General features: G+C 65.0%; 6 protein-coding genes and 1 pseudogene. 3 read left to right on the top strand and 4 right to left on the bottom strand.

Features of this window, described 5'->3' with window-relative positions; genetic code table 11:
• The first annotated feature begins 56 nt into the window (after positions 1–56).
• Together GGR46_RS12570 and GGR46_RS12575 are read left to right on the top strand one after the other, a co-directional pair.
• Positions 57–983: a sulfotransferase domain-containing protein gene (locus GGR46_RS12570; RefSeq protein ID WP_183998171.1), complete on the top strand. Its 927-nt coding sequence runs from the start codon at positions 57–59 to the stop codon at positions 981–983.
• A 46-nt stretch (positions 984–1,029) separates the two neighbouring features.
• A complete protein-coding gene (locus GGR46_RS12575; RefSeq protein WP_183998173.1) occupies positions 1,030–1,293 on the top strand; it encodes a hypothetical protein in 264 nt (87 codons plus the stop codon).
• A gap of 112 nt (positions 1,294–1,405) precedes the next feature.
• Here GGR46_RS12575 and GGR46_RS12580 read toward each other — a convergent pair.
• From GGR46_RS12580 to rpoB, 4 genes and pseudogenes are all read right to left on the bottom strand, one after another.
• A pseudogene (locus tag GGR46_RS12580) lies at positions 1,406–1,756 on the bottom strand (YciI family protein); the annotation flags it as partial.
• A 101-nt stretch (positions 1,757–1,857) separates the two neighbouring features.
• Positions 1,858–2,289, bottom strand: coding sequence for a hypothetical protein (locus tag GGR46_RS12585; RefSeq protein WP_183998177.1), 432 nt, complete (start codon positions 2,287–2,289; stop codon positions 1,858–1,860).
• Positions 2,290–2,428: 139 nt separating this feature from the next.
• Positions 2,429–6,718 (bottom strand): DNA-directed RNA polymerase subunit beta', encoded by a 4,290-nt coding sequence (rpoC, locus tag GGR46_RS12590; protein ID WP_183998179.1) that lies wholly within the window; start codon positions 6,716–6,718, stop codon positions 2,429–2,431.
• Between the two features lie 84 nt (positions 6,719–6,802).
• Positions 6,803–10,960 (bottom strand): DNA-directed RNA polymerase subunit beta, encoded by a 4,158-nt coding sequence (gene rpoB, locus GGR46_RS12595; RefSeq protein ID WP_183998181.1) that lies wholly within the window; start codon positions 10,958–10,960, stop codon positions 6,803–6,805.
• Between the two features lie 293 nt (positions 10,961–11,253).
• On the opposite strand from rpoB, the gene GGR46_RS12600 reads away from it, so the two are divergent.
• Positions 11,254–12,510, top strand: a complete 1,257-nt coding sequence (locus tag GGR46_RS12600) for a phage tail sheath family protein (RefSeq protein WP_183998183.1) — start codon at positions 11,254–11,256, stop codon at positions 12,508–12,510.
• Positions 12,511–12,612 lie beyond the last annotated feature (102 nt).

The raw sequence follows: 12,612 nt of genomic DNA on the forward strand, positions 1-12,612 counted from the left end.
CGCTGGTGTGTTGCGTTAATAGTTCACCTCGCCTCGGCCATGTAGGACCTGTCGAAATGCCCGTTACCTTTGCGCCGGCGTCTGCGTCGGCGACGTCCCCGCGCAAGCTGCGCGAGATGCACAATCATCATTTCGATTCGACCGTTTGGAACGATGTGGCCTTCCGCCGGGACGATGTGGTGGTCGCCACCTATGCCAAGGCGGGCACGACCTGGACGCAGCAGATCGTCGCGCAGCTGATCTTCAACGGCGATCCTGAAGTGTCGATCGCCGAGATCTCGCCCTGGGTCGATCTGCGCGTGCCGCCGGCGCTGGCCAAGCTCGCCACGCTGGAGGAGCAGACCCACCGGCGGATCATGAAGACGCACTTGCCGGTCGACGCGCTGCGCTTCAGCCCCCAGGCGAAATATCTCTATGTCGCGCGCGACGGGCGTGACATCGCGTGGAGCCTGCACAACCATCATTTCCACGCGACCGACGACTGGTACGCGGTCCTCAACGACACGCCCGGCCGGGTCGGCCCGCCGATCCCCCGCGCCAATCCGGACGTGGCGGCCTATTTCCGTGAATGGCTCGACGCCGACGGCGCGCCGTTCTGGCCGTTCTGGGAGAATGTCCGCAGCTGGTGGGCGGTGCGCAACCTGCCCAATGTCCATCTCGTCCATTTCGAGGCGCTGAAGCGCGACATGGCCGGCGAGATCCGCAAGATCGCCCGGTTCCTGGAGATCGACGTGGCGGCCGGGACCTGGCCGCGCGTGCTGCGCCACTGCAGCTTCGACTGGATGAAGGCCAATGCCGGCCAGGTCGCCCCGCTGGGCGGGGTGTTCTGGGACGGCGGCGCCGAGACCTTCATCAACAAGGGCACCAATGGCCGCTGGCGCGATGTCCTCACCGCCGAGGACATTGCCCGCTACGAGGCGACCGCGCTGGCCGAGCTCGGCCCGGAATGCGCCGCATGGCTTGCGAGCGGCGAGGCGGCGTAACTGCCACCCGCTTGCAGATCGAGGTCCATGCGCCGAAGTAGGGCGCATGGACCTTGATGCACTGCTCGCCCATTATTTCGGCACCGACGAACCCGAAGCGCTGGACGCAACCGTCCGCGAACGCGGCGAGGAGCGGCTGCGGATCGATTTCGGCGTCGAGCAGGAACCCTCGCGCAAGTTCGCGCTCTGGGTGGTGATGGAAGGGCTCGGCATTGCTCCGTTGCCCGCCGAAGCGTTCGACGAGGAGCCTGCGCTCAAGACGGCGGCCGAGAAGTATCTGGACGCCGCCTGGAAGCTGGAGCGGGACTAGCGCCTGTTTCGATCCTCCCCCGCCAGGGGGAGGATTATAGGAGTCAGCCCTCGCTCTGCGCGCGCAGCCGGGCCTCGCGCTCGGCGATCTCCGGGGTGAGCTCCGGGCCGAAATCGGTCATCTCGTAGAAGGGACGGATCTCGAGTTCGCTCGGGCCGGGCATCGGATTGGGGCAGCGCTTCGCCCAGGCGATCGCCTCGTCCATGTCCTCGACCTCCCACAGCCAATAGCCGGCGACGAGCTCGCGGATCTCGGCGAAGGGGCCGTCGATCACGGTGCGGCCCGGCCCGTCGAATGCGATCCGCTTGCCCGCCGAGGAGGGCTTGAGCCCGTCGCCGCCCTTCATGATGCCGGCCTGCACCAGCGCCTCGTTATACTGCATCATCGCATCGAGCAGCTCGGTGGAGGGCATCAGGCCCGCTTCGCTGTCCTCGGTCGCCTTCACCAGCACCATTACCCGCATCGTTCCTCTCCTCATGGTTCGCGCGCAGCGCCATTGCCTCGCATCCTGACGGCGAACGGTCCGAAGGGAAATCGGCGGGGCGGAATTATCTTCCTGGCCCGTCAATCCTTGCAGACCTGCACCAGCGCCAGGCGCATCGGCTCGCCGCCAAAGCCGGGGAAGAGCTGGTTCTCCACTATGATGTTGCGGCACGGCTTGCCCTGCCTGTCGAGGATAACCTTCCTGGCCGTGCGAGCAGGAGCGGGGGCCTTCGCGGCGGTCCCTGGTGCGGTTGCGCGGGTGGCAGGGCAGTCGCCCTGGGCGACGAGCCGGCGGTAGCTCGCCTCTTCCTGTGACTTCGCCCAAGCATTGGCAGCCGCCTTGCCCTGGCGCTTGTACCGGGCGGTGTAGCCGTCGATCAGCCGGCGCTTCTCGGGCTCGGGCAGCGAGTCGATCGAGCAGCGCCCGGCCTTTAGCGCCTGAGGGGCAGGAAGGGCTTCGGCGGACGGCGTCGGGCCGAAGAACAGCAACGCGATCGGCATATGTCGAAGCATGGAGTCTCCCCTCGAAACGGCGGCTGCACAACGCGCATTGGCCGCCGGGCGTTTCCCGGAACTCCAAAAGAAAACCGCCGCCCGGTTGCCCGGACGGCGGTGTTTCTAGTCAGCGCTGAGAGCGGCTGAACTCAGGCGATCACTCGCCCGCGTTCAGATAGTCGCCGGCGTCCGCATCGGTGCCGTGGCCGCTCTGGACGACCGAGGCGAGCGGATCGCTGCCGGTGCCTTCGGCGTCACGTGCCGAGCGGGCGTGCTCAGCGGCGCGCTCCTCGGCGGCCGAGTTCGGCGCCACCAGCGCGTTCTGCAGCGCACGCTGCTGGACGCGGAGGGCGGCGTCGCGGCTCGTCGCGGCGACACGCAGACGGTTCATGCCCGCGCCGGTGCCGGCGGGGATGAGACGGCCGACGATCACGTTCTCCTTGAGGCCGATCAGCGTGTCCTGCTTGCCCTGGACCGCCGCCTCGGTGAGGACGCGGGTGGTCTCCTGGAACGACGCCGCCGAGATGAAGCTGCGGGTCTGCAGCGACGCCTTGGTGATGCCGAGCAGGATCGGCTTGCCCTGTGCGGGGGCCTGACCCGGAGCCAGCTTCTCGTTGGTCTCGTCCATCTCGGTACGGTCCACCTGCTCGCCGGGGAGCAGGGTGGTGTCGCCGGCTTCGGTGATCTCGACCTTCTGCAGCATCTGGCGAACGATCACCTCGATGTGCTTGTCGTTGATCTTCACGCCCTGCAGTCGATAGACTTCCTGGATTTCCGACACGAGATATTCCGCGAGCGGCTCGATGCCGAGCACCTCGAGAATGTCGTGCGGATCGGGCGAGCCGCCGATCAGGTTGTCGCCACGCTTGACGTAGTCGCCTTCCTGGACGTCGATCACCTTCGACTTCGGAACCAGATACTCGACCACATCGCCGCCGTCCTCGGGCATGATGCCGATCTTGCGCTTGGCCTTGTAGTCCTTGCCGAACACGACACGGCCCGAGACCTTGGCGATGATCGCATTCTCCTTCGGCTTGCGGGCCTCGAAGAGCTCGGCGACGCGCGGCAGACCGCCGGTGATGTCGCGGGTCTTGGCGGACTCGCGAGCGACACGGGCGAGAACGTCACCGGCCTGCACGGTCGCACCGTCCTCGACCGAGAGCACCGCGCCCGGCGCCAGCATGTAGCGGGCGGCTTCGGCGGCACCTTCGCCGGTCAGGGTCAGGCGAGGACGCAGATCCTCCTTCGACTTGCTGGCCGCGCGATACTCGGTGACGACGCGCTGGGCGATACCCGTCGCTTCGTCGACCTGCTCGGTCAGCGTCTTGTTGTCGAGCAGGTCCTGGTACTTCACGACACCGCCGGTTTCCGTGATCACCGGCATGGTGAACGGATCCCACTCGGCCATGCGATCGCCCTTCGAGATGATATGGCCGTCGTCGAACAGCACATACGCACCGTACGGGATGCGATCGACCGCAAGCTCGCGACCATCCATGTCGAGGATGGCGATCTCGCCCGAGCGGCTCAGCACCACGCGGCGGCCACGCTGGTCCTCGATGAGGCGCAGGTCGCGGAACTCGACGGTACCGTCGACAGCCGCCTCGAGGTTCGAGGTTTCGTTCAGCTGCGCCGCACCACCGATGTGGAAGGTACGCATGGTCAGCTGCGTGCCCGGTTCACCGATCGACTGCGCCGCGATGACGCCGACGGCTTCGCCGATGTTCACCGGGGTACCGCGGGCGAGGTCACGCCCGTAGCACTTGCCGCAGACACCGATCTTGGCTTCGCAGACCAGCGGCGAACGGATCTTCATGCCCGGAATCTTCAGGGCTTCGATCTTCGCCACGGCCGGCTCGTCCAGCAGGGTGCCGGTCGGGATCACCACATTGCCGTCCTTGTCGACCACGTCCTCGGCCGTGGTGCGGCCCAGGATACGCTCGCCAAGCGAAGCGATGGTCGAGCCGCCCTGCACGATCGCGCGCATTTCCAGCGCCCGCTCGGTGCCGCAGTCCAGCTCCATGATCACGCAGTCCTGCGACACGTCGACCAGACGGCGGGTCAGGTAACCCGAGTTCGCCGTCTTGAGCGCGGTGTCGGCAAGGCCCTTACGGGCGCCGTGGGTGGAGTTGAAGTACTCGAGGACGGTCAGGCCTTCCTTGAAGTTCGAGATGATCGGCGTTTCGATGATCTCGCCCGACGGCTTGGCCATGAGCCCGCGCATGCCGGCAAGCTGCTTGATCTGCGCCTGCGAACCACGCGCACCCGAGTGGGCCATCATGTAGATCGCGTTGATCGGCTTCTCGCGGCCCTTGTTGGGGCCGTCTTCGTAGCGCTTCACAGCCTTGATCTCGTCCATCATGGCGCCCGCCACCTGGTCGCCGCAACGGCTCCAGGCGTCGATCACCTTGTTGTACTTCTCCTGCTGCGTGATCAGGCCGTCCTGATACTGCTGCTCATAGTCCTTCACCAGGGCGCGGGTCTCGTCGACCATCGCGGTCTTGGCGTCCGGGATGATCATGTCGTCCTTGCCGAACGAGATGCCCGCCTTGAACGCGTGACGGAAGCCGAGCGCCATGATCGCGTCGGCGAACAGCACGGTCTCCTTCTGGCCGGTGTGGCGATAGACCTCGTCGATCACGTCGCCCACGTCCTTCTTGGTGAGCAGGCGGTTGACGGTGTCGAACGGCACCTTGTGGCTCTTCGGGAGGCACTCGCCGAGCAGCATGCGGCCCGGGGTGGTCTCGAAGCGCTTCAGGTACTGCTGGCCCTGCTCGTCGGTCTGCGGGACGCGGCTGATCACCTTGGTGTGCAGGGTGACGGCACCGGCCTCGAGCGCCTGGTGCACTTCGGCCATGTCGCCGAGGAGCATGCCCTCGCCGGGCTCGCCTTCCTTGAGCATCGACAGATAGTAGAGACCCAGCACCATGTCCTGCGACGGCACGATGATCGGCTTGCCGTTCGCGGGCGACAGGATGTTGTTGGTCGACATCATCAGGACGCGCGCTTCCAGCTGGGCCTCGAGGCTCAGCGGAACGTGCACGGCCATCTGGTCACCGTCGAAGTCGGCGTTGAAGGCCGAGCAGACCAGCGGGTGGAGCTGGATCGCCTTGCCTTCGATCAGCACCGGCTCGAACGCCTGGATGCCCAGACGGTGGAGCGTCGGCGCGCGGTTCAGCAGAACCGGGTGCTCGCGGATCACTTCGTCCAGGATGTCCCAGACTTCCTTGCGCTCCTTCTCGACCCACTTCTTGGCCTGCTTGAGGGTCATCGAGAGACCCTTGGCGTCCAGACGGGCGTAGATGAACGGCTTGAACAGCTCGAGCGCCATCTTCTTCGGCAGGCCGCACTGGTGCAGCTTGAGTTCCGGACCGGTCACGATGACCGAACGGCCCGAATAGTCGACGCGCTTGCCGAGCAGGTTCTGACGGAAGCGGCCCTGCTTGCCCTTGAGCATGTCGGACAGCGACTTGAGCGGACGCTTGTTCGCACCCGTGATGGTGCGGCCGCGGCGGCCGTTGTCGAACAGTGCGTCGACGGCTTCCTGCAGCATGCGCTTTTCGTTGCGGACGATGATGTCCGGCGCACGCAGCTCCATCAGGCGCTTCAGGCGGTTGTTACGGTTGATCACGCGGCGATACAGATCGTTCAGATCCGAAGTCGCGAAGCGGCCGCCGTCCAGCGGCACCAGCGGGCGCAGCTCGGGCGGGATGACCGGAACGACGTCCAGGATCATCCACTCGGGGCGGTTGCCCGAATCGATGAAGCTCTCGACGACCTTCAGGCGCTTGATGATCTTCTTCGGCTTCAGTTCCGACTTGGTGACCGCCAGCTCCTCGAGGAGCTCCTTGCGCTCGCCTTCCAGGTCGAGATCCATGAGCATGATCTTGACCGCCTCGGCGCCGATGCCGGCCGAGAACGCGTCTTCGCCATACTCATCCTGCGCGTCGAGCAGTTCGTCCTCGGTGAGGAGCTGGAACTTCTCGAGCGGGGTGAGGCCCGGCTCGGTGACGATGTACGACTCGAAGTACAGCACGCGCTCGAGCTGCTTCAGCTGCATGTCGAGCAGCAGGCCGATGCGCGACGGCAGGCTCTTCAGGAACCAGATGTGCGCGACCGGGGCGGCCAGCTCGATATGGCCCATGCGCTCGCGGCGGACCTTCGAGACGGTGACTTCGACACCGCACTTCTCGCAGACGATGCCCTTGTACTTCATGCGCTTGTACTTGCCGCACAGGCACTCGTAGTCCTTGATCGGACCGAAGATGCGCGCGCAGAACAGGCCGTCACGCTCGGGCTTGAACGTGCGATAGTTGATGGTTTCCGGCTTCTTGATCTCGCCGAACGACCACGAACGGATCCGATCCGGCGATGCGATGCCGATCTGGATCTGGTCGAAGGTTTCCGGCTTGGCGAGCGGGTTCGCGAAGTTGGTAAGTTCGTTCATATTCTTTCGTCCCTCAGGAGGGTCAAATCTTCTGGGCGGGGAGGGGAGGGCCCCTGTCTTCGGGAGACAGGGGCCGAAGGTTCCTTACTCCGCCGCCTCCGCCAGCTTGTTGCCGTCCTCGTCCACCTCATCGATGGCCTTGAGTTCGACGTTGAGGCCGAGCGAGCGCATTTCCTTGACGAGCACGTTGAAGCTCTCGGGGATGCCGGCCTCGAAGGTGTCGTCGCCCTTGACGATCGCTTCGTAGACCTTGGTGCGGCCGACCACGTCGTCCGACTTCACCGTCAGCATCTCCTGCAGCGTGTAGGCAGCGCCATACGCCTGCAGGGCCCAGACCTCCATTTCACCGAAGCGCTGGCCACCGAACTGCGCCTTGCCGCCCAGCGGCTGCTGGGTGACGAGCGAGTACGGCCCGATCGAACGCGCGTGGATCTTGTCGTCCACGAGGTGGTGGAGCTTCAGCATGTAGATGATGCCCACGGTCACCTGGCGATCGAACTTGTCGCCCGTGCGTCCGTCGAACAGGTCCGACTGGCCCGAGGTGTTGAGACCCGCCAGCTCCAGCATGTCCGAAACGTCCGCCTCACGCGCGCCGTCGAACACCGGAGTGCCCATCGGGATGCCCGTGCGGATGTTGTGGATCAGCTCGTTGACCTGCTCGGGGCTGCGCGCCTCGATCTCGTCGGCATAGTGATCGCCATAGACCGTCTTGAGACGATCCTTGACCGCGTCGGGCATCACGCCCGGCTGCGCGTCCGGATTGTTCTCGCGCCACTCCTCGAGCTGCTTGGCGACCTGCATGCCCAGGTTGCGGGCAGCCCAGCCAAGGTGGGTCTCGAAGATCTGACCGACGTTCATGCGCGAAGGCACGCCGAGCGGGTTCAGCACCAGGTCGACCGGGGTGCCGTCCTCGAGGAACGGCATGTCTTCCTGCGGCAGGATCCGCGAGATGACGCCCTTGTTGCCGTGACGGCCGGCCATCTTGTCGCCCGGCTGCAGCTTGCGCTTCACCGCGACGAAGACCTTGACCATCTTGAGCACGCCCGGCGGCAGCTCGTCGCCCCGCTCCAGCTTCTCGCGGCGGTCCTCGAACTTGTCCTTGATGCGCTTCACGGCCTCGTCATACTGGCCCTTCACCGCCTCGAGGTCGCCCTGGACCTTGTCGTCGGCGACGGCGAACTTCCACCATTCGTGACGATCCACGCTGTCGAGCAGGTCGCCGTCGATCTCGGCACCCTTCTTCAGGCCCTTCGGCGTCGCCGTGGCGACCTGGCCCAGCAGCATCTCGCGCAGACGCGACCAGGTCGCGCGGTTGAGGATGTTGCGCTCGTCGTCCGAATCCTTCTTCAGACGCTCGATTTCCTCGCGCTCGATGGCCAGGGCACGCTCGTCCTTGTCGATGCCGTGACGGTTGAACACGCGGACGTCGACGATCGTCCCGGCCACGCCCGGGGGCAGGCGGAGCGAGGTGTCGCGGACGTCCGAGGCCTTCTCGCCGAAGATGGCGCGGAGGAGCTTCTCTTCCGGCGTCATCGGCGATTCACCCTTCGGGGTGATCTTGCCGACCAGGATGTCGCCCGGCTCCACTTCGGCGCCGACATAGACGATGCCGGCCTCGTCGAGGTTGCGCAGCGCTTCCTCGCCGACGTTCGGGATGTCGCGGGTGATGTCCTCCGGCCCGAGCTTGGTGTCGCGGGCCATCACTTCGAACTCGTCGATGTGGATCGACGTGAACACGTCGTCCTTCACGATGCGCTCGGAGATCAGGATCGAGTCTTCGTAGTTGTAGCCGTTCCAGGGCATGAACGCGACGAGCGCGTTGCGACCCAGGGCCAGCTCGCCGAACTCGGTCGACGGACCGTCGGCGATGGTGTCGCCGGCGTTCACGATTTCGCCCACCTTCACCAGCGGACGCTGGTTGATGCAGGTCGACTGGTTCGAGCGCTCGAACTTCATCAGCGTGTAGATGTCGACGCCGCTCTCTTCCGCCGAGACCTCACCGGTCGCGCGGATGACGATACGGGTCGCGTCGACCTGGTCGACGATGCCCGCACGCTTGGCGGCGATCGCCGCACCCGAGTCACGCGCAACCGTCTCTTCCATGCCGGTGCCGACGAAGGGCGCTTCCGCCTTCACCAGCGGCACGGCCTGGCGCTGCATGTTCGAGCCCATCAGTGCGCGGTTCGCGTCGTCGTTTTCCAGGAACGGAATGAGCGACGCTGCGACCGAGACCAGCTGCTTGGGGCTGACGTCCATCAGCGTCACCGTCTCCGGCAGCGCCATCAGGAATTCGCCGGCCTGGCGGGCCGAGATCAGGTCCTCGGTGAAGCGGTGATCGGCATCGACCTCGGCCGAGGCCTGCGCGATCGTGTGCTTCGCCTCTTCCATCGCCGACAGATAGACCACGTCGTTGGTCACCTGGCCGTTGTTCACCTTGCGGTACGGCGTCTCGATGAAGCCGTACTTGTTCACGCGGCTGAACGACGCGAGCGAGTTGATCAGACCGATGTTCGGGCCTTCCGGCGTTTCGATCGGGCAGATACGGCCATAGTGGGTCGGGTGAACGTCGCGGACTTCGAAGCCCGCGCGCTCACGCGTGAGACCACCCGGCCCGAGCGCCGAGACGCGACGCTTGTGCGTCACTTCGGAGAGCGGGTTGGTCTGGTCCATGAACTGCGAGAGCTGCGACGAGCCGAAGAACTCGCGAACCGCGGCAACCGCCGGCTTCGCGTTGATCAGGTCGTTCGGCATCACGGTCGACACGTCGACCGAGCTCATGCGCTCCTTCACGGCGCGCTCCATGCGGAGCAGGCCGACGCGGTACTGGTTCTCAAGCAGCTCGCCCACCGAACGCACGCGACGGTTGCCGAGATTGTCGATGTCGTCGACTTCACCCTTGCCGTCCTTCAGGTCGACCAGGGTCTTCACCACGGCGAGGATGTCCTCGGTGCGCAGCGTCGTGACCGTGTCCTCGGCGTCGAGGTCGAGGCGCATGTTGAGCTTCACGCGGCCGACGGCCGAGAGGTCATAGCGCTCCGGATCGAAGAACAGGCCGGCGAACAGCGACTCTGCCGTCTCGAGCGTCGGCGGCTCGCCGGGGCGCATGACGCGGTAGATGTCGGCCAGCGCCTGCTGACGCTCCTCGGCCTTGTCGGCGGCGAGGGTGTTGCGGATCCACGGACCCGTCGAGATGTGATCGATGTCGAGCAGCTCGAGCTTCTCGATGCCGGCCTTGTCCAGCTTCTCGAGGTTCTCGGCCGAGACTTCGTCACCGGCTTCGATGTAGATTTCGCCGGTCTTCTCGTTGATCAGGTCGAACGCGCTGTAGCGGCCGAAGATTTCCTCGGTCGGGATCAGCAGCGTCTCGAGACCGTCCTTCTGCGCCTTGTTGGCGGCGCGCGGGCTGATCTTCTGGCCGGCCGGGAAGATCACTTCACCCGACTTGGCATCGACGATGTCGAACGACGGCTTGGCGCTGCGCCAGTTCTCGGGCGCGAACGGGATCTGCCAGCCGTTCGGACCGCGGACGAAGGTCACGCGGTTGTAGAAATAGTTGAGGATGTCCTCGCCGTTCAGGCCGAGGGCATAGAGCAGCGTCGTCACCGGCAGCTTGCGCTTGCGGTCGATACGGACGTTGACGATGTCCTTGGCGTCGAACTCGAAGTCCAGCCACGAGCCGCGATACGGGATCACGCGCGCGGCGAAGAGATACTTGCCGCTGGCATGGGTCTTGCCGCGGTCATGGTCGAACAGCACGCCCGGCGAACGGTGCATCTGCGACACGATCACGCGCTCGGTGCCGTTGATGAAGAAGGTGCCGTTGCCCGTCATCAGGGGCATGTCGCCCATGTAGACGTCCTGCTCCTTGATATCGAGGACCGAACGGGCTTCGGTATCGGGATCCACCTCGAACACGATGAGGCGCAGGGTAACGCGCATCGGGGCCGCGTAGGTGATGCCGCGCTGACGGCACTCTTCCACGTCGAACTTCGGATTCTCGAGCTCGTAGTTCACGAAGTCGAGCTCGGCGGTGCCGGCGAAGTCGCGGATCGGGAAGACCGAGCGCAGGGTCTTCTCGAGGCCGGAGACGTAGCCGATCGAGGGATTGGACCGCAGGAACTGCTCGTAGGATTCGCGCTGAACCTCGATCAGGTTCGGCATCTGCACCACTTCGTGGATGTCGCCGAACACCTTGCGGATGCGGCGCTTGAACGTGCCGCCCTCGATTGCCTTGGTTGCCATGGGTGTTTTTGCCTCGTCAGCAGTAAATTCGGTGCCCCTGATCCGGGGCCGGGACGTGCGGAAAGACGCAGAAAAAGCCGCGCGACTCCCATTTCGGGTTTCGGCAGCTTTCAGCGTCTTATGAGACCACGAAACCAATTCGACCGATGCGCTGCGCGACGACGCATCATTTCCCGGAACCGTGGTGAGGAGCGGGATATAGGGTTCGTGTTGGATTCTGTCAAACCGGTGCAACCTCAGGTTGGTCGCGCCGGGACGGCGGGCTAGCATCGGCGCACATCAGGGAGTGGTACATGGCCGAGGTGACAGCCAGCTATCTCAATCGCGCAACGCCCGGCGTCCATGTCACCGAGATTGATGCGTTCGGCACTGGCGTCGTCGGGGTCGAAACCGCGGTGCCGCTGTTCGTCGGCTATACCGAGTTCGCCGGCGACCCGGTTTCCGGCACCTCCATGTACGACATGCCGGTGCAGATTGCGTCCGCCGCCGACTATGCCGGCTATTTCGGTGGCGCGGCGCCGGGTGGTGGCTTCAATCTGGCTGCGCAGATCCAGCTCTTCTACGCCAATGGCGGGGCGAACTGCTACATCCTGTCCGTTGGAAGCTATTGGCGCGATCGGCGGCCTTTCTCGTCGCCGGCGCCGGCGGACTGGGCGCTCGATGCGATTGCCGCCGATGCGCTGGTCGCCGGACTTGCCAAGGCCGCGCTCTTCACCGGGCCTACACTGCTCGTCGTGCCGGAGGCGTGCCTGCTCGACCAGGCCGGCTATGCGCAGGTCATCCAGGCAATGCTGCGCCAGGCGGGCAGCCTGAAGGACCGGATGGCGATCCTCGATCTGCCGGGCTGTATCGGTGCAGCCGACATCGCCGCGCTCGAGACCTGCCAGCAGAATCTTTGGAATGCGGTCGGGCCGGAGATCGCGCATGCAAGCTATGGCGCGGTCTATGCCCCGGCGCTTGTGCTGCCCGACGGCACGATTCAGCCGCCAAGCGGCGCGATAGCAGGCATCTATACCGAGAACGATGCGATGCAGGGAGTGTGGACGGCGCCGGCCAACATCCCGGTCGCTGGCATTGCCGGGCTGCGCTTCAATATGAACGATGCCGAACAGGCCGGCTTCAACGTGCCTGTCAACGGCCAGGCGATCAACGTCCTGCGGGTCCAGCCCGTTCGCGGGGCGGTGGTCTGGGGCGCGCGGACGCTCGACGGCAACAGCAACGACTATCGCTATATCCAGGTGCGCCGCACGCTCATCTATGTCGATCAGTCAATCAGGCAAGGGCTCGCCACCTTTACCTTCGCCGCCAACGACGGGGGCACCTGGCAGGCGGTGATCGGATCGATTTCGACTTTCCTCCTCGGGCTCTGGCAGCAGGGCGGGCTGATGGGCAGCAAGGCTGCCGATGCCTTTACCGTGTCCTGCGGGATCGGCACGACGATGACGGAGCTGGACGTGCTGAACGGGTATATGATCGTCAGCGTGAACCTGCAGCTGGCGCATCCGGCGGAGTTCGTGGAGCTGAGCTTCACGCAAAAGATGCAAGGCTGACCATTTCGCAGCCGAATTGACAGTCGCGCTTAAATATAACGTAGCCGTTCCAATTGCCTGAACGCTGAATTAACGGCGTTGTTCGTCGTTTCCGACAAACAA

It is taken from the genome of Sphingomonas kyeonggiensis, from assembly GCF_014196745.1.
Lineage (GTDB): Bacteria > Pseudomonadota > Alphaproteobacteria > Sphingomonadales > Sphingomonadaceae > Sphingomonas > Sphingomonas kyeonggiensis.

Coding starts and splice junctions, on each gene's coding strand:
- GGR46_RS12570 (WP_183998171.1), top strand. CDS start 57: ATGCCCGTTACCTTTGCGCCGGCGTCTGCGTCGGCGACGTCCCCGCGC.
- GGR46_RS12575 (WP_183998173.1), top strand. CDS start 1,030: ATGGACCTTGATGCACTGCTCGCCCATTATTTCGGCACCGACGAACCC.
- GGR46_RS12585 (WP_183998177.1), bottom strand. CDS start 2,289: ATGCTTCGACATATGCCGATCGCGTTGCTGTTCTTCGGCCCGACGCCG.
- rpoC (WP_183998179.1), bottom strand. CDS start 6,718: ATGAACGAACTTACCAACTTCGCGAACCCGCTCGCCAAGCCGGAAACC.
- rpoB (WP_183998181.1), bottom strand. CDS start 10,960: ATGGCAACCAAGGCAATCGAGGGCGGCACGTTCAAGCGCCGCATCCGC.
- GGR46_RS12600 (WP_183998183.1), top strand. CDS start 11,254: ATGGCCGAGGTGACAGCCAGCTATCTCAATCGCGCAACGCCCGGCGTC.